The organism is Pseudomonas sp. RSB 5.4 (assembly GCF_037126175.1).
Lineage (GTDB): Bacteria > Pseudomonadota > Gammaproteobacteria > Pseudomonadales > Pseudomonadaceae > Aquipseudomonas > Aquipseudomonas fluorescens_H.
Window position 1 is genome coordinate 4443902 of record NZ_CP146986.1, and the last position, 19508, is coordinate 4463409.

Below are 19508 nucleotides of genomic sequence, written 5' to 3' on the forward strand. Positions count from 1 at the left end.
ACAAATGTCAGGGATATTTCTTACATCAATTTATTTCTCGCATTGCTAGCTTGCTTGGGCAAATTCTTTTCGCGTGGCGATCAGGGACGCTCGAACACCGCGCATCGACTCACCTGCTTAAGGACAAGCGTATGTTCAGTACGGGCAGTTGCGCGCCTTTTACCCTGCAGAATCCCGGCTTTCGCCACGACTCCAAGGTGCTCGCATTTGATGGTGCAGAAGCCATCAGCTGCCTATACGCGATCCGGGTCGAGCTAGCCAGCGAACGTGCAGATATCGATCTGGAAAGCCTGCTCAGTCAGCCGGCATTTCTGCAATTCGGGTTCGACAACGAAGGTATTCACGGGCGCATTGAATATGTGCGGGTGGGTGAAAGCGGAAAACGCCTGACCCACTATGAGCTGACGCTGATGCCTGCGTTGCATTATTTGCAGTTCAGTCATGATCAGCGGGTTTTCCAGAATCTGACGGTCGAGAGACTCTATAGCGGGCAAAAACTGCTGATTACCGGACACAGCCTGGGCGGGGCAATAGTACTGATCTTGTCCGAGATGCTGCGCCGCGACCCTCAGTACTCACCGGATATCTTGCTCTACACCTACGGCGCACCGCGCGCCAGCGATTCGACTTTCATCAACAGCGTCCAGCCACTGGTCCACCACCGCATCGTCAACCAGGACGACCCCGTGCCGAGCTTACCGGCCACCTGGATGAACTCCTGCGCCAGACCCAAGCCGATGCATACCGCAAACGGAGTGGTACTAACTCCTAATCCGGTCGCCGGTTTTGCTTTGCGCTTTGCGCAACCAGCGAGTCACCGAGGCTTATGTTTACGGCAGCCATGCCGAACAGCCCGAGTGGGTGCAGGAGAACCTGCTGCGCCGGGATGCACACCCGGAAAACCTCGTTCAGGAGCAACTGGCGATGATTCCTCCCGGCGCCCAGGGCCACGATGCAGCGATCGCGGCAATGACGGGGGACATGCCGTTGGAGCGCCATCTCAGCTGGAGATTGATTCGTTCGTCTAAATCAATTTAGTCAATAAGGAAGTACTGATGTTCTTGTTAACGCCTAGCCTGTACCTCGCCACTGCAGCGCATTGGTTTCGAACCTTGATATTGGCCAGCGTCATAATATTCGGAACTGCATGCGGTTCACTTTCAAGCTCTGCGACACTGAATATGGATGTCCCTGCGAATATCAGGGTTGACGCCGAAGCGTACTATCAGCCAATTTCATCTCATTACTGTTTTGTACCCGAGAACTACCCGAGCGCCCCCAACGTTGGGGTCAAGAAATTTAGCCAACCCGCAAAGCCCACTGCACATACCTCTAAATTCGACGTGAAACTACTCCCCAGTCTTGGCGGCTGCCTCTCGCTACTGAGCGGAATAAAACTCTGGATTATGGACATGACCGAGGATCCAGAGAGGCTTGGCTTAAGCGCTGTCTGGATACACGTTGATGACTTGGCCGATGAAGAACTGAGAAGGTTTGGGCCAGATGAGAATTTGCTGTCAGTCGACTGCAAGTACTCAGACTCCCGATTAAGTAAAGTCTTCAAACAGGAACTTGAATGCAAAGGGCAGACGTCGAACGATAAAGTTTTGGGCACGCTAGGGTTGGCGCAAATCCAAGATAAGACATTGCGTTTAAGAGTTCGCATGACCGAATAGACGGCATCTTGCCCGACACTGCGATCCAAAGACTGCTGCACGGTAGGTAACTACTAATTATTCGATGTTCACGCTGCTGATGCCGGTGCATGCCCTCCTCTTGCTGCCGGCCACTACCTTGCTGAGCCAGGACATCGAGGGTTTTCTGGAGCGTATGGCGAAAATTCAGTGGGACGTGATGATCTGCATTTACTGCATCAGTCACGCGCCGGCGCTCTCGTTGCTGGATTTGCAGGGTTTCCAAGGGCAGAGCGCACTGCTGTTGTTCTATCTGGTTTTCGTGGTGCAGATGAGCGATGTGCTGCAGTAAGTGTTCGGCAAGCTCTTCGGTAAACACAAAGTGGCGCCGCTGGTGAGCCCGTCGAAAACCGTCGAGGGGCTGATTGGCGGCTCGAGAGCGACGCTGCTCGGTGGATGCATGTTCTGGATGACGCCGTTCAGCTTTTGGCAATCATTGCTGATATCACGGGTGATTGTAGTGATGGGCTTTCTCGGAGAGCTGGTCATGTCCGCGATCAAACGCAGCCTGAGTGCTAAGGACTGGGGCACGATGATCAAGGGCCACGGCGGCATGCTTGATCGAATGAACTCGATTTGCTTCGCCGCACCGACCTTCTTTCACCTGACCCGGTACTTCTTCTCGGCTTGATCCGGCTAATCGTCAGCCACAAAAAATGGGCACCCGACCGCAATCGGTGTGCCCATTTTTTATTACGGTACTCCCTGTCATTCAGGGAGTTCGCCGCAATTTAAGGATTGACGCTGTCTTTCAACGACTTGCCTGGCTTGAATGCCACGGTGTTGCTGGCCTTGATCTTCACCGGCTCACCGGTTTGCGGGTTCTTGCCGGTGCGGGCGCCGCGGTGGCGTTGCAGGAAGGTGCCGAAGCCCACCAGCGTGACGCTGTCCTTGCGGTGCAGAGCGCCGGTGATTTCTTCGAGGACGGCGTTGAGAACGCGGTTGGCCTGTTCTTTGGTCAGATCCGCTTTTTCAGCGATTGCAGCGGCGAGTTCTGGTTTACGCATTAGTGAAGCCCCTTTGACGGTTTTTTGTTGTTATGTCCGTGCTGTTCTCGTTGGAACAGCGCCCAAGGCGCCGCAGGCTCTACTCTGCGGCAGACGGGAGTGAGAATGGCACGCGGATACCGGCGGCGCCAGTCTCCCCGCGACCTTTGTAGGGGCAAAAGCGGGGTGATTCCGACAGAACGACCGGTATTTACGCCAGCAGGGCCGGAAGCTGTTTGTTCAGAGCAAGTTTTTCCATTACCGCCGCGCCGGTCAGTGCATAGCCGAGCAACTGACCATCGGCACTGTGGCACAGGGCCTTGATGTCGGTGCCCTGCCCTTCGACGGTCCAGACGCCTTCGCTGCCCCGTGGCGGTGGCGAAACGACCAACGGGCACACCGGAGTTTTCACCGTGATCGGCATCGGGCCGTAACTCACGGCCGTCGGATTGCCCGCCAGGGTTTGTGCCAGCGCACGCGCACAGCTCATGAGGGGCATCACGTACAACAGATTCAGCCCATCGACCTCGGCGCAGTCGCCCAAGGCGTAGATATTGGCGTGGGAAGTCTTCAGGTAGCGGTCGACTACGACACCGCGATTGACCTGCACCCCGGCCGCCGCGGCCAGATCGATGCGCGGGCGCAGGCCAATGGCCGACACCACCACATCGCAGGCAATCACCTGCCCGTCGGACAGATGCGCTTCCAACCCGTCTGCGACTTTTTGCAGGCGGGTCAGCACCGGGCCGAGGTGAAAACGCGCGCCGAGGCTTTCCAGCCCGGCCTGCACGGCGGCCGCAGCGGCCGGGTGCAGCAGCATCGGCATCACTTGCTCGCACGGCGCCACCAGTTGCACCTCGTAACCACCGAGGATCAGGTCATTGGCGAATTCGCAGCCGATCAGGCCCGCCCCCAGCAGCAATACGCGGCGTTTGCCCGCAGCGGCGGCACGAAAGCGCGCATAGTCTTCGAGATCGTTTATCGGGAATACCAGCTCGGAGCCATCACCCTCGATCGGCACACGCACGGTTTCTGCGCCCCAGGCGAGGATCAGGTCGCGGTAGTACACCGCTTCTTCGCCGATCCACAGGCGCTTGTGGCCGGCGTCGATGCCGCTGATGCGCGTGTGGGTGCGCACTTCGGCCTTCAACTGCTCGGCCATGGCGCCGGGTTCGGCCATGCTCAGGCCATCGGCGTCCTTGTTCTTGCCGAAACCGGTGGAGAGCATCGGCTTGGAGTAAGAGCGCCCGTCATCGGCGGTAATCAGCAGCAGCGGGGTTTCGCCATCGAGTTTGCGAAACTCCCGGGCCAGGTTGTAACCCGCAAGCCCGGTGCCGACGATTACGACAGGTGCGTTCATGCCTTACTCCTTGGTTTTTCTCAGTTGATTTCGATCATTTCGAAGTCCGACTTGCCCACGCCGCAGTCCGGGCACAGCCAGTCTTCCGGCACGTCCTGCCACAGGGTGCCCGGCGCGATGCCGTCATCCGGCCAACCGTCAGCTTCGTTGTAGATCAGGCCGCAGACGATGCATTGCCACTTTTTCATTCAGGTACTTCCTCAGGATTCAGGCTTTTGTCGGCGCGGATGGTCGATGGTGGTTGCGCTGCCATCCGGCTCAGGGCGTTTTGTACTGAGGGTGCCGGGCAGATGCAAGCCTGTTCGGCGCAACGGCGCCCCGGATCCATCAAATTCGCAGCACGCCATGTTAAGCTCACCGCCTCATTTGCGGCCAATAATGACTCATTGTGCAACATTCAAATGCCTGCCCGGCCCCGCTCTGGCTGACTCAAAGCCGACTGACGCCCCTTCCCGATTCGTTGACCCTGGACTGGTTGTTCGACGAAGGTTCGCTGACCCGCCGCCTGACGCGGCTGTCGAACGACGGCTTCAGCGTCATGCCATTGTTCGAAGGCTGGGACACCCTGCGCAGCGACGAATGCGCGGCGCTGGATCTGGCCGAAGGCAGCGAAGGCTGGGTGCGCGAGGTGTATCTGCGCGGTCACGGCGAAGCCTGGGTGTTCGCCCGCAGCGTGGCTTCACGCGCCGCCCTGCAAGGCGACGGCTTGCACATGGACGAACTCGGCAGCCGCTCGCTGGGCGAACTGCTGTTTTGCGACCACGCCTTCCAGCGCCGCGCCATCGAGGTCTGTTACTACCCGCAGGACTGGTTGCCGCCAGCCTGCCGCGCCCCCGAGCTGTGGGGCCGGCGCTCGCGTTTCGACCGTGGCGCCTTGAGCGTACTGGTGGCGGAGATTTTCCTGCCGACCCTGTGGAACGCCGCCCGCGCCCATCCGGAGAACTGCTGATGTACCAGAGCCTGCTCAAGTCCTTGAACCGCTTGAACCCGCGCGCCTGGGATTTCATTCAACTGACGCGCATGGACAAGCCGATCGGCATTTACCTGCTGCTGTGGCCGACGCTGTGGGCACTGTGGATTGCCGGCAAGGGTTCGCCATCGCTGGCCAACATTGTGATTTTCGTCCTCGGTGTGGTGCTGACCCGCGCCGGTGGCTGTGTGATCAACGACTGGGCCGATCGCAAGGTCGACGGCCACGTCAAACGCACCGCGCAACGCCCTCTGGCCAGCGGCAAGATCAGTTCGAAAGAGGCGCTGGTGTTCTTCGCGCTGCTGATGGGCGTGAGTTTCCTGCTGGTGCTGTGCACCAACGCGCCGACGATCTGGCTGTCGCTGGGCGGTCTGGCACTGGCGTTCACCTACCCATTCATGAAGCGCTACACCTATTACCCGCAAGTGGTGCTGGGCGCGGCGTTTTCCTGGGGCATGCCGATGGCGTTCACCGCCGAGACCGGCGCGGTGCCCGCCGCCGCGTGGCTGCTGTGGATAGCGAACCTGCTGTGGACGGTGGGTTATGACACGTATTACGCGATGACTGACCGTGACGACGACCTGAAGATCGGCGTGAAATCCACGGCGATTCTGTTCGGCGATGCGGATCGGGTGATCATCCTGACGTTGCAGGCGCTGTCGCTGGGCTGCCTGTTGCTGGCCGGGTCGAAGTTCGAGCTGGGCATCTGGTTCCATCTCGGTCTGTTGGTGGCCGCTGGATGCTATGCGTGGGAGTTCTGGTACACCCGTGATCGCGACCGCATGCGTTGCTTCAAGGCGTTTTTGCACAACCACTGGGCGGGGCTGGCGATTTTTGTCGGGATCGTGCTGGATTACGCGTTGCGCTAAACACAAACCTGTAGGAGTGAGCCTGCTCGCGATGACGGTGTATCAGCCACATTGCTGTTAACTGATACACCGTCATCGCGAGCAGGCTCACTCCTACAAGGGGTTTGCGTTTACTTGGCTTTGGCGACGTGCCAGGCGCCGTCCATTTTGCCCTCACCGGTCATGTCACCAGCCTTCTTGTCCATGACGAAGGTGTACAGCGGTTTGCCCTCGTAGGCCCATTGCATCTTGCCATCGTCACGCTTGATCACGGTCCAGTCGCCCATGGACTTGTCGCCGGCCGTAGCCATTAGTGGTGGCCAGTTCGCCGCGCATTTGTCGTTGCACATGGACTTGCCCGCCGAGTCTTTGGCGAACGTGTACAGGGTCATGCCCTTGTGATCGGTAAACATGCCGTCCTTCTCCATCGCTGGCTCAGCAGCAAACGCCATGGTCGGTAAAGCAACGGCAGCAGCCATCAGCAGAGCTTTGAAAGAAGCAGTCATTTGAGTCATGGAAACCTTCTTTTGTGGTTGTCAGGATTCGGACTTAGAGCTTAGTCCAGGATCACGCCAACCGCCGGGCGACTAAAATACTGTCACACGACTGCAATAATTCCGTTATCTAATGCGGCGCAAGACAGTTAAATGACAAGAGGATTAAGGCATGGTTGGCAGGAGCATTCTGATCGTCGACGACGAAGCGCCCATTCGCGAAATGATCGCCGTTGCGTTGGAAATGGCCGGCTATGACTGCCTCGAGGCGGAGAACTCGCAGCAGGCACACGCCATCATCGTTGACCGCAAACCGGACCTGATCCTGCTCGACTGGATGCTGCCCGGCACCTCCGGCATCGAACTGGCCCGCCGCCTCAAGCGTGACGAGCTGACCGGGGACATCCCGATCATCATGCTCACCGCCAAGGGCGAAGAGGACAACAAGATCCAGGGTCTTGAAGTCGGCGCTGACGACTACATCACCAAACCGTTTTCCCCACGCGAACTGGTCGCCCGCCTCAAGGCTGTGCTGCGCCGCGCCGGTCCGACCGATGGCGAAGCGCCGATCGAAGTCGGTGGCCTGCTGCTCGACCCGATCAGCCACCGCGTGACCATCGACGGCCGTCCGGCCGAAATGGGCCCGACCGAATACCGTCTGCTGCAATTCTTCATGACCCACCAGGAACGCGCCTACACGCGCGGGCAGTTGCTGGATCAGGTCTGGGGCGGCAACGTTTATGTTGAAGAGCGCACCGTCGACGTGCACATCCGCCGCCTGCGCAAGGCCCTCGGCGATGCTTACGAAAATCTGGTACAAACCGTGCGCGGCACCGGCTACCGGTTTTCCACCAAGGCCTGATCCGACCGCCAGACTCGCTGACAAGGACCGTATTTTCCGTGAATCAAAACTGGCATGGCACCCTGATTCGCCACATGCTGTTGCTGGTCACAGCGTGTCTGGTGATCGGCCTGATCACCGGCTACTACGGCTGGAGCCTCGCAGCAGGCCTGGGGATTTACCTGGCCTGGACGCTCAAGCAACTGCTGCGTCTGCACGAATGGCTGCGCCTGCACCAACCCGATGAAGCACCGCCCGACGGCTATGGTCTGTGGGGCGAGGTGTTCGACAGCATCTACCACCTGCAACGCCGCGATCAACGGGTACGCGGGCGCCTGCAAGCGGTGATCGACCGGGTGCAGGAGTCCACCGCCGCGCTCAAAGACGCGGTGATCATGCTCGACAGCGACGGCAACCTGGAATGGTGGAACCGCGCCGCGGAAACCCTGCTCGGCCTCAAGACCCCGCAGGACAGCGGCCAACCGGTGACCAACCTGGTACGGCATCCGCGTTTCAAGGAATACTTCGAGCAGGAAAGCTACGCCGAACCGCTGGAAATCCCGTCGCCGACCAATGATCGCGTGCGCATTCAGCTGTACCTGACGCGCTACGGCAACAACGAACACTTGATGCTGGTACGCGACGTTACGCGCATCCATCAGCTGGAACAGATGCGCAAAGACTTCATCGCCAACGTCTCCCACGAACTGCGCACACCGCTGACAGTGATCTGCGGCTACCTGGAAACCCTGCTCGACAACGTCGAGGAAGTGAACCCGCGCTGGAGCCGCGCCCTGCAGCAGATGCAGCAACAGGGCGGACGCATGCAGACGCTGCTCAACGACCTGCTGCTGTTGGCGAAACTGGAAGCCACCGATTACCCGTCGGACAACCAGCCAGTGCAGATCGACGCCCTGCTGCAGTCAATCAAGAGCGACGCCCAGCAGTTGTCCGGGCAGAAGAACCAGAAAATCACCCTCGAAGCCGATGCGCGCATCCTGCTCAAGGGCAGCGAGGCGGAACTGCGCAGCGCCTTCTCCAACCTGGTGTTCAACGCGGTGAAGTACACCCCGGCCGAGGGCAACATCCGCATTCGCTGGTGGGGCGACGAGCAAGGCGCGCACCTGAGCGTGCAGGATTCCGGGATCGGCATCGACAGCAAGCACCTGCCGCGCCTGACCGAACGTTTCTACCGCGTCGACTCCAGCCGCAACTCCAACACTGGCGGCACCGGGCTCGGTCTGGCGATCGTCAAACACGTGTTGCTGCGCCACCGCGCGCGGATGGAGATCAGCAGCGTGCCCGGTCATGGCAGCACGTTCACCTGCCATTTCGCCCCGGCCCAGGTGGCCCAGGCACGGGCCATCAGCGCCGCCGAGTGATACCGGCCAGCACGCGCCACTAGGCAATCGCCATGTCAGCCGCTACATTGGCTGACTTGCGTCTGCCTTTCAGGCGCGATTTTTTCTCTCTTACGAATCACGGAACCTGCAAAACTCCATCATGGACCCTTCCCCTGGCTTGTCCCTCGCTACGATATTCGCCGATTTCGGCATGATTCTTTTCGCTCTGATCCTGGTTTTGCTCAACGGCTTCTTCGTTGCGGCGGAATTCGCCATGGTCAAACTGCGCTCGACCCGGGTCGAGGCCATCGCTGACAAGAACGGCTGGCGCGGGCACATCCTGCGCACCGTGCACAGTCAGCTCGATGCGTACCTCTCGGCGTGTCAGCTCGGTATCACCCTCGCCTCCCTCGGCCTCGGCTGGGTCGGTGAGCCGGCGTTCGCGCACATTCTCGAACCGCTGCTGAGCGCGGTCGGCGTGCAGTCGCCGGAAGTGGTCAAGGGCATTTCGTTCTTCACCGCGTTTTTCATCATTTCCTACCTGCACATCGTCGTCGGTGAACTGGCGCCCAAGTCGTGGGCGATCCGCAAACCCGAGCTGCTGTCGCTGTGGACGGCGGTGCCGCTGTACCTGTTCTACTGGGCGATGTACCCGGCGATCTACCTGCTCAATGCCAGCGCCAACGCGATTCTGCGGATCGCCGGCCAAGGCGAACCCGGCCCGCACCACGAACACCATTACAGCCGCGAAGAACTGAAACTGATTCTGCACTCCAGCCGTGGTCAGGATCCGAGCGACCAAGGCATGCGCGTGCTGGCCTCGGCGGTGGAGATGGGCGAACTGGAAGTGGTCGACTGGGCCAACTCCCGCGAAGACCTGATCACCCTGGAATTCAACGCGCCGCTGAAAGAAATCCTCGCGATGTTCCGTCGCCACAAGTTCAGCCGGTACCCGGTGTACGACAGCGAGCGCCAGGAGTTCGTCGGCCTGCTGCACATCAAAGACCTGCTGCTGGAACTGGCGGCGCTGGACCACATTCCGGAGTCGTTCAACCTGGCTGAACTGACCCGTCCGCTGGAGCGCGTGTCGCGGCACATGCCGCTGTCGCAGCTGCTGGAGCAGTTCCGCAAGGGCGGCTCGCACTTCGCCGTGGTTGAAGAGGCCGACGGCAACATCATCGGCTACCTGACCATGGAAGACGTGCTGGAAGTGCTGGTCGGCGACATCCAGGACGAACACCGCAAGGCCGAACGCGGGATCCTCGCGTATCAGCCGGGCAAGCTGCTGGTGCGTGGCGATACGCCGCTGTTCAAGGTTGAGCGTCTGCTCGGTATCGACCTGGATCACATCGAAGCCGAAACTCTTGCCGGCCTGGTCTACGAGACCTTGAAACGGGTACCGGAAGAGGAAGAAGTGCTGGAAGTCGAAGGCCTGCGGATCATCATCAAGAAGATGAAAGGGCCGAAGATTGTGCTGGCTAAGGTGTTGATGCTGGATTGATCGCGATTGCAGGACAGCTTTTGTGGCGAGGGAGCTTGCTCCCGCTCGGCTGCGCAGCAGTCGCAGAACTGTGTGCTAGGTGTATCTGATCGAACGCGGTTTCAGGGTTTGGGGCCGCTTCGCAGCCCAGCGGGAGCAAGCTCCCTCGCCACAGTTGAGCTCCACTGCCTTTACTGCTTGCCCAACGCAAAGTTGGGCAGCGCCCCCAGCGGCTGGTTGAACTGATACGGAATCGACACCAGCCCCTGCCCCGTATTGCGCTGCACCACAAAGTGCAGGTGCGGGCCGCTGCTGTTGCCGGTGTTGCCGGACAGCGCCAGCGGGCTGCCGACCGTCACTCGCTGCCCCTCACGTACGCTCACCGAACCTTGCTTGAGATGCAGGTACACGCCCATGGTGCCGTCGTCATGCAGCACCCGGACGAAATTGCCGGACGCATCATTGCCGCGCCCGCTCTGCGAGTTTTCGGTTTTCACCACCACCCCGGCCCGTGCGGCAATGATCGGCGTACCCACCGGCATGGCGATGTCCATCGCGTACTTGTTCTTCGGCCCGTAGTGGCTGTACTGGCCGTTGGCGCCCTGACTCAGACGGAACGGCCCGCCCCGCCACGGCAACGGATAGCGATAGCTCTGCGCGGCGCCAGCGGGGTCGCCCAGCGAGTACTGGAACTGCGGCGTATACACCAGCGGCTGGCTGCCGCTAATCGCCGTCAGCAGTGCCAACCGGGTATTGCTGCGCGCCGGCAGCACCCGGCGGATCGTTTGTGCCGGGGCACCACGCACATTGCTCATGCCGGTGAACGCCAGCGCCACCTCGACCGGCGCATACAGGTCGTTGCGCACGAACACCACGTCGGTACCCTTCTGCTTCTTGATATCGAGGTACACCTGCCGCTCGAGGTGCTCGACCATGCGGTCCTGAAACACGAACACCTGCGAGCCTTTGCTCGGCCGGTCGCTGTACGAGACCACGCCGTTGGCATCGGTGGATTTGTAGATGGTCATGGCCACAGTCGAGGTGGAGGCCAGGAAAAGACCACAGAAAAACAGCAGGCGCGCGAGCATGGGCAAAGGTTCTGTCGAGTAAGGCCTGGAAAAGAGCCTAGCAGCTGAGACAGACCAGGCTAGTCGACAGATGTTTCAAATTGGGCAGTCTGGAAAATGGACGTCGTCAGTGATGACCCTTTCGCGAGCAAGCCCGCTCCCACCTTGGAATGCATTTCAAGGTGGGAGCGGGCTTGCTCGCGAAGGCGGTGTGTCAGGCGACGAGGATCAAGCGCCCGGAACGAAGTGCTTCTGCGCCGTGCCGCGGGCGATCAGGCGGGAGATGTAATCGAGCTTCTGCGCGTCCTGATCGACGAAGCGGAAGGTCAGTTGCAGCCATTCGCTGTCCGGCTTCGGCTCGTGTGCGACCACAGCGTGCAGATAACCATTGAGACGGGCGATTTCGGCGTTGTCGCCCTGCTCCAGGTCGAGCACGGCGCTGTCGAGGATCTGCGGCAGGGTGTCGGTGCGTTTCACCACCAACAGCGCTTCCTTGATGCTCAGGGCCTTGATCACGCATTGCTGGGTGCCGCTCGGCAAGCGCAACTGGCCCTGGCCACGACCACCGGCCGGCGCTTTCGAGGCAGCCGGTGCCTGCACCGGCGGGCTGTTGAGCAAGCCACGCGACGGCGCAGCAGCAGGCGCCGGAGCAGCTGCAGCAGGCTTGGCGAACGGATTCACCGCAGCAGCGGCCGCCGGCGCAGTACCGACCACGGCAGGCTTGCCGCCGGTCAACGCGCTCAGGGAGTCGTTACCGAATGCCGAGTTCATCTTGGTCGGCGCGCTGTTCATCAGGGTATCGAGCTTGCCAACCTTGTTCAGCGCCTGCTTGACCTTGGTCAGCAGCTGTTCGTTGGTGAATGGCTTGCTGACGTAGCCGGTAACGCCAGCCTGAATCGCCTGCACCACGTTTTCCTTGTCGCCACGGCTGGTGACCATGATGAACGGCATGGTCTTGAGGTTGTCCTGCTCGCGGCACCAGGTCAGCAGTTCCAGGCCGGACATTTCCGGCATTTCCCAGTCGCACAGCACCAGGTCGAACGCTTCCCTGGCCAGCATCGCCTGGGCCTTTTTGCCGTTGATGGCGTCCTCGGTACGAATCCCCGGGAAGTAGTTACGCAGGCACTTTTTCACCAGGTCGCGAATGAACGAAGCGTCGTCCACGACCAACACACTGATCTTGCTCATCCAACACCCCTATAAAAATCCCGGCAAGCATACCGCTTTGCTGATGGCACATCGCCAACAATCTTCAGTCACGCCGGGACTTTTCGTTCGCGGGTGCTGCTTTTTAATTCGGTTTCCTGATTCAAGCGCCCAAACAAAAACGCCCGGCCAAAGGGCCGGGCGCTTTTCTCAGGCAATCTTACTTATCGTCAGCATTGCCCGGAACATTAGCGGTTTCGCCGCTTGTGCCCTCAACTTCTTCCTTCATGCGCTTGAGGCCCAGATGACGCACGTCGGTGCCGCGCACCAGGTAGATCACCAGTTCCGAGATGTTGCGCGCGTGGTCGCCGATCCGCTCCAGCGAACGCAGCACCCAGATGATGCTCAGAACCCGCGAGATAGAGCGCGGGTCTTCCATCATGTAGGTGGCCAGTTCACGCAGCGCGGTCTTGTATTCGCGGTCGATGACTTTGTCGTACTGCGCCACCGACAGCGCCAGATCGGCGTCGAAACGGGCAAACGCGTCCAGCGCATCACGGACCATGTTGCGCACCTGGTCGCCGATGTGACGCACTTCGACGTAACCACGCGGCGCTTCGCCTTCTTCGCACAGCTGAATGGCGCGACGGGCGATCTTGGTCGCTTCGTCGCCGATGCGCTCCAGGTCGATCACCGACTTGGAGATGCTGATGATCAGACGCAGGTCGGACGCCGCCGGCTGACGACGGGCGAGAATGCGCAGGCATTCTTCGTCGATGTTGCGTTCCATCTGATTGATCTGGTCGTCGATCTCGCGCACCTGCTGGGCCAGGCCGGAGTCGGCCTCGATCAGCGCGGTGACCGCGTCGTTGACCTGCTTCTCGACCAGCCCGCCCATGGCCAGCAGGTGGCTGCGCACTTCTTCCAGTTCAGCGTTGAACTGCGCGGAAATGTGGTGGGTAAGGCCTTCTTTACTAATCATGTTGGCGTCCTTGGAGCGTCCGGTAAGGTGCGGCGGGCCGCAGTCAATTCAGTGAGCGACAACCAGCGTCTGCTAGCCGTAACGACCGGTGATGTAGTCTTCGGTCTGCTTCTTCGCCGGATTGGTAAACAGGGTGTCGGTGTCGCCGAATTCCACCAGTTTGCCCATGTACATGAACGCCGTGTAGTCGGACACCCGCGCAGCTTGTTGCATGTTGTGGGTGACGATGACGATGGTGAACTTGGACTTCAGCTCGTAGATCAGCTCTTCGACTTTCAGGGTCGAGATCGGGTCGAGGGCCGAGCACGGTTCGTCGAGCAGCAACACTTCCGGCTCAACGGCGATGGTGCGGGCAATCACCAGACGCTGCTGCTGACCGCCGGACAGGCCAAGTGCCGAGTCGTGCAGACGGTCTTTGACTTCGTCCCACAGCGCCGCGCCTTTCAACGCCCACTCGACCGCTTCGTCGAGGATGCGCTTCTTGTTGATGCCCTGGATGCGCAGGCCGTAGACCACGTTTTCGTAGATGGTCTTGGGGAACGGGTTGGGCTTCTGGAACACCATGCCGACGCGACGACGCAGTTCGGCGACGTCTTCGCCCTTGCGGTAGATGTTGTTGCCGTACAGGTTGATTGCGCCTTCGACACGGCAGCCGTCAACCAGATCGTTCATGCGGTTGAAGGTACGCAGCAGCGTGGACTTGCCGCAGCCGGACGGGCCGATGAACGCGGTCACGCGCTGTTTCGGGATGTTCATGCTGACGTCGAACAGGGCTTGCTTGTCGCCGTAGTACAGGCTCAGGCCCGGTACTTCGATAGCCACGGTTTCCTGCTCGAGATTCAGGCTCTGCTTGTCGCGCCCCAGGGCCGACATGTTGATGCCGTGGGTAGGTGTTTCGTGCTGCATGGGAGGCTCCCTGTGCTAACAAATTCGGTTCGGTTAGCCGCTTGGTGCGGCTGTACTCAATCTAGGGTGGGAGCGGGCTTGCTCGCGAAGAGGCCGGCACACTCAACATCAATGTCGCCTGACCCACCGCTTTCGCGAGCAAGCCCGCTTCCACAGGGATATCAACTGTCCAAAGCTTTGTATTTTTCGCGCAGGTGGTTACGAATCCACACCGCCGACAGGTTGAGGATCGCGATCACCAGCACCAGCAGCAGCGCCGTGGCGTACACCAGTGGCCGTGCCGCTTCGACGTTCGGGCTCTGGAAGCCGACGTCATAGATGTGGAAGCCCAGGTGCATGATCTTCTGGTCCAGGTGCAGGTACGGGTAGTTGCCGTCCACTGGCAGCGACGGCGCCAGTTTCACCACACCCACCAGCATCAGCGGCGCCACTTCACCGGCGGCGCGGGCCACGGCGAGGATCATGCCGGTCATCATCGCCGGGCTGGCCATCGGAATAACGATCTTCCACAGGGTTTCCGCCTTGGTCGCACCAAGGGCCAGCGAGCCCTCACGGACGGTACGCGGAATACGCGCCAGACCTTCCTCGGTCGCCACGATCACCACCGGCACCGCCAGCAGCGCCAAAGTCAGCGACGCCCAGAGCAGGCCCGGCGTACCGAAGGTCGGTGCCGGCAGTGCTTCCGGGAAGAACAGACGGTCGACCGAACCACCCAACACATAAACAAAGAAGCCCAGACCGAACACGCCGTAGACAATCGCCGGAACACCGGCGAGGTTGTTCACCGCGATCCGGATGATCCGCGTCAGGGTGTTCTGCTTGGCGTATTCGCGCAGGTACACCGCCGCCAGTACGCCGAACGGAGTCACGATCATCGCCATGATCAGGGTCATCATCACGGTGCCGAAAATCGCCGGGAAGATGCCGCCTTCGGTGTTCGCTTCACGCGGGTCATCCGAGAGGAATTCCCAGATCTTGCTGAAGTAGAAACCGACCTTGGTGAAGGTGCTCATCGCGTTCGGCTGATAGGCGTGAACGACTTTGCCCAGGCCGATTTCGATCTCTTTGCCGTTGGCATCGCGAGCGGTCAAAGCGTCGCGGTTGAACTGCGCATGCAGATCGGCCAGACGCGCTTCGATGTCCTGATAACGCGCGTTCAGCTCGGCACGTTCGGCGTCCATGTCCGCTTGCGCAGTGGCATCAAGCTTGCCGTCCAGCTCCAGTTTGCGACCGTGCAGACGGATGCGTTCCAGGCCTGCGTTGATCGCCCCGATATCAGTCTTTTCCAGCGACTTGAGCTGCGCGGCGAGCTTGTTCACGCGGTCGATCCGCGCTTGCAGCTCAGGCCAGGCCGCTTCGCCTTCGGCGATCACCTTGCCGTCCTGTTTGACGTTGACCAGGTAGCCGTAGAAGTTGCCCCACTCGCGACGCTCGATCGCCATCAGTTCCGGCGGCGTGGTCTGGTTGGTCAGCCACTCGCCGACCACCCAGGTGAAGTCGTTGCCGTTCAGGTCACGGTTGCCGACCTTGATCAGCTCGCGGGTCATGAATTCCGGGCCCTGATCAGGCACCGGCAGGCCGGCGCTTTTCAGGCGTGCACGCGGCACTTCTTCTTTCTGTACCACTTCGCCGATGACCAGGTGATTGGCCTGGCCCGGTACGTCGTAGCTGGCATGGATCAGGTCCGCCGGCCAGAAGTGACCCAGACCGCGCACGGCAATCACCGCCAGCAGGCCAATGGTCATGATGACCGCGATGGACACCGCGCCACCGCTGATCCAGACGCCCGGGGCGCCGCTCTTGAACCATCCATTCAGGGAGTTCTGTTTCACAGACTTCTACCTTTCTTAAAGCGACGAGTATTTCTTGCGCAGACGCTGACGAATCAGTTCTGCCAGGGTGTTCATGACGAAGGTGAACAACAGCAGCACCAGCGCCGAGAGGAACAGCACGCGGTAGTGGCTGCCGCCGACTTCCGACTCGGGCATTTCCACCGCGACGTTGGCGGCCAGGGTGCGCAGGCCTTCGAACAGGTTCATTTCCATGACCGGGGTGTTACCCGTAGCCATCAGCACGATCATGGTTTCGCCGACCGCACGGCCCATGCCGATCATCAGTGCCGAGAAAATGCCCGGGCTGGCGGTGAGGATCACCACGCGGGTCATGGTCTGCCACGGCGTGGCACCAAGTGCCAGGGAGCCGAGGGTCAAGCCACGCGGCACGCTGAACACGGCGTCTTCGGCGATCGAGTAGATGTTCGGGATCACCGCAAAACCCATCGCCAGACCAACCACCAGAGCGTTGCGCTGGTCGTAGGTGATGCCCAGGTCGTGGGAGATCCACATGCGCATGTCGCCGCCAAAGAACCAGTTCTCCATGTACGGGCTCATGTACAGCGACAACCAACCGACAAACAGGATCACCGGAATCAGCAGCGCACTTTCCCAGCCATCCGGGACTTTCAGGCGGATCGACTCAGGCAGGCGACTGAAGGTAAAACCGGCGACCAGAATGCCGATCGGCAGCAGCATCAGCAGGCTGAAGATGCCCGGCAGATGCCCTTCCACATACGGCGCGAGGAACAGACCGGCGAAGAAACCGAGAATCACCGTCGGCATCGCTTCCATCAGCTCGATCACCGGTTTGACCTTGCGGCGCATGCCCGGGGCCATGAAGTACGCGGTGTAGATCGCTGCGGCAACCGCCAGCGGCGCGGCCAGCAACATCGCGTAGAACGCGGCTTTCAGGGTGCCGAAGGTCAGTGGCGAGAGGCTCAGTTTCGGTTCGAAATCGGTATTGGCGGCGGTCGATTGCCAGACGTATTTAGGCTCATCGTAGTTTTCGTACCAGACCTTGCTCCACAACGCGCTCCACGATACTTCCGGGTGCGGGTTGTCGAGCAGCAGCGGTTGCAGCTTGCCGCCGGCCTCGACGATCACCCGGTTAGCACGCGGCGACAGACCGAACAGGCCCTGACCCTCGACCACCGGATCGACCAGCAGGGTGCGGTGCGCGGTGCTGTGGAACACGCCGAGCTTGCCGCTGGCATCGAGGGCAACGAAACCCTTGCGACGCTCTTCGGCAGTGATTTCAACGATCGGCGCAGTGCCCATCTGGAAGGTGCGGATCTGCTTCAGACGCAACTCGCCATCGGTATCGCGAGCCATGAACCATTGGGCCAGACCACCCGTGGAATCACCGATGATCAGCGAGATACCGCCCACCAGCTGGGTCGAGGCCGTGACTTGGGCGTCGGCGTTTTCCAGCAGTTTGTAGCGACCGTTGAGGCTCTTGTCGCGCAGGCTGAACACGTCGGCCTGGGCGCGTCCGTTGACCACGTACAGCCATTGCTGGCGCGGGTCGACGAAGATGTTCTTCACCGGCTCGGTCATCTGCGGCAGCTCGATACGCTTCTGCTCGTTGGTGACTTCGCCGGTCATCATGTTTTCTTCGCTGGTCAGCGCCAGCACATTGAGCTGCGAACCGGTCGAACCCACCAGCATCAGGGTCGAATCGGTCGCGTTGAGGCTGACGTGCTCCAGCGCCCCACCGCCCTCGTTCACCGCGATCGGCGCTTCGCCATACGGGTATTCGATGGCCGGAGTGATGGTTTTCTTGCCATCGGGGTAGCTGACTTTATAGGTGTGACGGAACACCAGCGCCTGTCCGTTGGACAGGCCCACGGCTACCAGCGGATGACCTGGCTGGTCTTCGCCAATGGAGGTCACGGTGGTGCCGGCTGGCACAGGCAGATCGACGCGCTTCAATTCAGCGCCACTGTCGATATCGAAGAACAGCGCCTGGCCCTTGTCGGAAACGCGCATCGCCACCTGATTCTGCTCTTCGAGCGAAATCATCAGCGGCTTGCCGGCGTCCTGCATCCAGGCCGGGGTAATGGCATCCTTCGCGGTCAGGCTGGCGCCGTGGAACAACGGTGCAACGACGTAGGCGAGGAAGAAGAAGATCAGGGTGATGGCTGCCAGCACGGCGAGGCCGCCGACGAGGACGTACCAGCGGGTGAAGCGATCCTTGAGCGCGCGAATGCGGCGCTTGCGTTGCAGCTCAGGCGTATTGAAATCAATGCGCTTGGGAGGGGAAGTCGTAGTCATTGGGGAATTGGCCAGATCATTCATGCGCACACCCTAGCGATCCTGTATGACAGAAAGATGACAATGCAGTGACGCACCAAATCCGCCGCCAGCGGGGTACTGGCAGTGGATAGAAAAATTCGGAGGGTGTGGGAGCCGGCCGCTTGCGGGCCGGGCCCCACACTTGAGTCAGGCGGGGTTCACCCCTGACTCAATTTGTTACTTCTTTGCGACTTCAGCGCCGCCTTCCTGCAGACCAAGGTCAGCCAGTGCTTTTGCAGCAACTTTGGCTGGCAACGGGATGTAGCCGTCTTTCACTACGACTTCCTGACCCTGTTTCGACAGAACCAGTTTCACGAACTCGGCTTCCAGCGGGGCCAGAGGCTTGTTCGGGGCCTTGTTCACGTAAACGTAGAGGAAGCGCGACAGCGGGTACTTGCCGTTCAGGGCGTTTTCTTCGGTGTCTTCGATGAAGTCAGTGCTGCCTTTCTTCGACAGAGCAACGGTTTTCACGCTGGCGGTCTTGTAGCCGATGCCCGAGTAACCGATGCCGTTCAGCGAGGAGCTGATCGACTGCACGACCGACGCCGAACCTGGCTGTTCGTTGACGTTAGGCTTGTAGTCGCCTTTGCACAGGGCTTCTTCCTTGAAGTAGCCGTAGGTACCGGATACCGAGTTACGGCCGAACAGTTGCACTGGCTTGTTGGCCAGGTCGCCGGTCACGCCCAGGTCGCCCCAGGTTTTCACGTCGGCTTTGGCGCCGCACAGACGGGTGGACGAGAAGATCGCGTCAACCTGTTCCATGGTCAGGTGCTGGATCGGGTTGTCCTTGTGCACGAACACCGCCAGGGCGTCCACGGCAACCGGGATTGCGGTTGGCTTGTAGCCGTATTTCTGCTCGAAGGCCGCCAGTTCGGTGTCCTTCATCTTGCGGCTCATCGGGCCCAGGTTGGAGGTGCCTTCAGTCAGCGCAGGTGGCGCGGTGGCGGAGCCAGCGGCCTGAATCTGGATGTTTACGTTCGGGTATTCTTTCTTGTAGTTCTCAGCCCACAGGGTCATGAGGTTGGCCAGAGTGTCGGAACCAACGCTGGACAAGTTGCCCGATACACCGGTGACCTTGGTGTAAGCCGGAATTGCCGGGTCAACGCCAGCGGCTACCGCGTGGGCAGTCGCAACGCCAGCAGCGACAAAAGTCATTGCCGCCATCAAACGCTTCAGTTTCATGCCTTACTCCTAGCAGATAGGGTGTGTTAAGTCGGGGCCAAGTATCAGCAGGCCGTGTGAACACTCTATGGCTGAAATA

The 19508-nt window shown here is 60.4% G+C and carries 17 protein-coding genes and 2 pseudogenes; 8 read left to right on the top strand and 11 right to left on the bottom strand.

Annotated features, from left to right (window positions below; genetic code table 11):
* Positions 1 to 131: 131 nt before the first annotated feature.
* The 3 genes and pseudogenes from V9L13_RS20205 to V9L13_RS20215 form a co-directional block, all read left to right on the top strand.
* Positions 132 to 719: pseudogene (locus V9L13_RS20205) on the top strand (contractile injection system protein, VgrG/Pvc8 family); the annotation flags it as partial.
* Positions 720 to 1055: 336 nt separating this feature from the next.
* Entirely contained in the window at positions 1056 to 1676 is a 621-nt protein-coding gene (locus V9L13_RS20210) for a hypothetical protein (RefSeq protein WP_338800358.1), read from the top strand.
* A gap of 58 nt (positions 1677 to 1734) precedes the next feature.
* A pseudogene (locus V9L13_RS20215) lies at positions 1735 to 2325 on the top strand (phosphatidate cytidylyltransferase); the annotation flags it as partial.
* A 100-nt stretch (positions 2326 to 2425) separates the two neighbouring features.
* Here the strand turns inward: V9L13_RS20215 and V9L13_RS20220 are convergent.
* From V9L13_RS20220 to V9L13_RS20230, 3 genes are all read right to left on the bottom strand, one after another.
* Complete coding sequence (locus V9L13_RS20220) at positions 2426 to 2701, bottom strand: HU family DNA-binding protein (protein WP_003213368.1); 276 nt, start codon at positions 2699 to 2701, stop codon at positions 2426 to 2428.
* Positions 2702 to 2891: 190 nt separating this feature from the next.
* Complete coding sequence (locus V9L13_RS20225; RefSeq protein WP_338800359.1) at positions 2892 to 4040, bottom strand: FAD-dependent oxidoreductase; 1149 nt, start codon at positions 4038 to 4040, stop codon at positions 2892 to 2894.
* Positions 4041 to 4060: 20 nt separating this feature from the next.
* Entirely contained in the window at positions 4061 to 4228 is a 168-nt protein-coding gene (locus tag V9L13_RS20230; RefSeq protein ID WP_003229600.1) for a rubredoxin, read from the bottom strand.
* Between the two features lie 200 nt (positions 4229 to 4428).
* Between V9L13_RS20230 and V9L13_RS20235 the strand changes: the two genes are divergently transcribed.
* Both V9L13_RS20235 and ubiA read left to right on the top strand, forming a co-directional pair.
* On the top strand, positions 4429 to 4989 hold the full coding sequence (locus tag V9L13_RS20235; RefSeq protein WP_338800360.1) for a chorismate lyase: 561 nt from the start codon (positions 4429 to 4431) through the stop codon (positions 4987 to 4989).
* The gene (gene ubiA, locus V9L13_RS20240; protein ID WP_134785017.1) at positions 4989 to 5879 is read left to right on the top strand and encodes a 4-hydroxybenzoate octaprenyltransferase; all 891 of its coding nucleotides are present in this window, start codon (positions 4989 to 4991) and stop codon (positions 5877 to 5879) included. The genes V9L13_RS20235 and ubiA overlap by 1 nt, the downstream gene beginning before the upstream one ends.
* Before the next feature lie 110 nt (positions 5880 to 5989).
* Here ubiA and V9L13_RS20245 read toward each other — a convergent pair whose 3' ends face one another.
* The gene (locus V9L13_RS20245) at positions 5990 to 6373 is read right to left on the bottom strand and encodes a hypothetical protein (RefSeq protein ID WP_027610374.1); all 384 of its coding nucleotides are present in this window, start codon (positions 6371 to 6373) and stop codon (positions 5990 to 5992) included.
* A gap of 151 nt (positions 6374 to 6524) precedes the next feature.
* Here V9L13_RS20245 and phoB point away from each other — a divergent pair, with 151 nt between their 5' ends.
* The 3 genes from phoB to V9L13_RS20260 all read left to right on the top strand — a co-directional run bounded on the left by phoB (position 6525) and on the right by V9L13_RS20260 (position 10037).
* Entirely contained in the window at positions 6525 to 7214 is a 690-nt protein-coding gene (gene phoB / locus V9L13_RS20250) for a phosphate regulon transcriptional regulator PhoB (protein WP_003229608.1), read from the top strand.
* A 74-nt stretch (positions 7215 to 7288) separates the two neighbouring features.
* Positions 7289 to 8575, top strand: coding sequence for a phosphate regulon sensor histidine kinase PhoR (gene phoR / locus V9L13_RS20255; RefSeq protein ID WP_207199136.1), 1287 nt, complete (start codon positions 7289 to 7291; stop codon positions 8573 to 8575).
* Positions 8576 to 8696: 121 nt separating this feature from the next.
* The gene (locus V9L13_RS20260) at positions 8697 to 10037 is read left to right on the top strand and encodes a hemolysin family protein (RefSeq protein WP_003229612.1); all 1341 of its coding nucleotides are present in this window, start codon (positions 8697 to 8699) and stop codon (positions 10035 to 10037) included.
* 170 nt (positions 10038 to 10207) lie between these two features.
* On the opposite strand, the gene V9L13_RS20265 is transcribed toward V9L13_RS20260, so the two are convergent.
* From V9L13_RS20265 to V9L13_RS20295, 7 genes are all read right to left on the bottom strand, one after another.
* Positions 10208 to 11104 carry a M23 family metallopeptidase gene (locus V9L13_RS20265; RefSeq protein ID WP_003229614.1) on the bottom strand — a complete coding sequence of 299 codons (897 nt, stop codon included), beginning with the start codon at positions 11102 to 11104 and terminating at the stop codon, positions 10208 to 10210.
* Positions 11105 to 11311: 207 nt separating this feature from the next.
* On the bottom strand, positions 11312 to 12271 hold the full coding sequence (locus V9L13_RS20270; RefSeq protein WP_003229615.1) for a response regulator: 960 nt from the start codon (positions 12269 to 12271) through the stop codon (positions 11312 to 11314).
* A 178-nt stretch (positions 12272 to 12449) separates the two neighbouring features.
* On the bottom strand, positions 12450 to 13211 hold the full coding sequence (gene phoU / locus V9L13_RS20275) for a phosphate signaling complex protein PhoU (RefSeq protein WP_003229617.1): 762 nt from the start codon (positions 13209 to 13211) through the stop codon (positions 12450 to 12452).
* A 72-nt stretch (positions 13212 to 13283) separates the two neighbouring features.
* Positions 13284 to 14117, bottom strand: a complete 834-nt coding sequence (gene pstB / locus V9L13_RS20280; RefSeq protein WP_103484627.1) for a phosphate ABC transporter ATP-binding protein PstB — start codon at positions 14115 to 14117, stop codon at positions 13284 to 13286.
* 161 nt (positions 14118 to 14278) lie between these two features.
* Positions 14279 to 15949 carry a phosphate ABC transporter permease PstA gene (gene pstA, locus V9L13_RS20285; protein ID WP_003229620.1) on the bottom strand — a complete coding sequence of 557 codons (1671 nt, stop codon included), beginning with the start codon at positions 15947 to 15949 and terminating at the stop codon, positions 14279 to 14281.
* A gap of 15 nt (positions 15950 to 15964) precedes the next feature.
* Entirely contained in the window at positions 15965 to 17998 is a 2034-nt protein-coding gene (locus V9L13_RS20290) for an ABC transporter permease subunit (protein ID WP_262141249.1), read from the bottom strand.
* A 426-nt stretch (positions 17999 to 18424) separates the two neighbouring features.
* A complete protein-coding gene (locus V9L13_RS20295; RefSeq protein WP_086792482.1) occupies positions 18425 to 19429 on the bottom strand; it encodes a phosphate ABC transporter substrate-binding protein PstS in 1005 nt (334 codons plus the stop codon).
* Between the last annotated feature and the right edge of the window lie 79 nt (positions 19430 to 19508).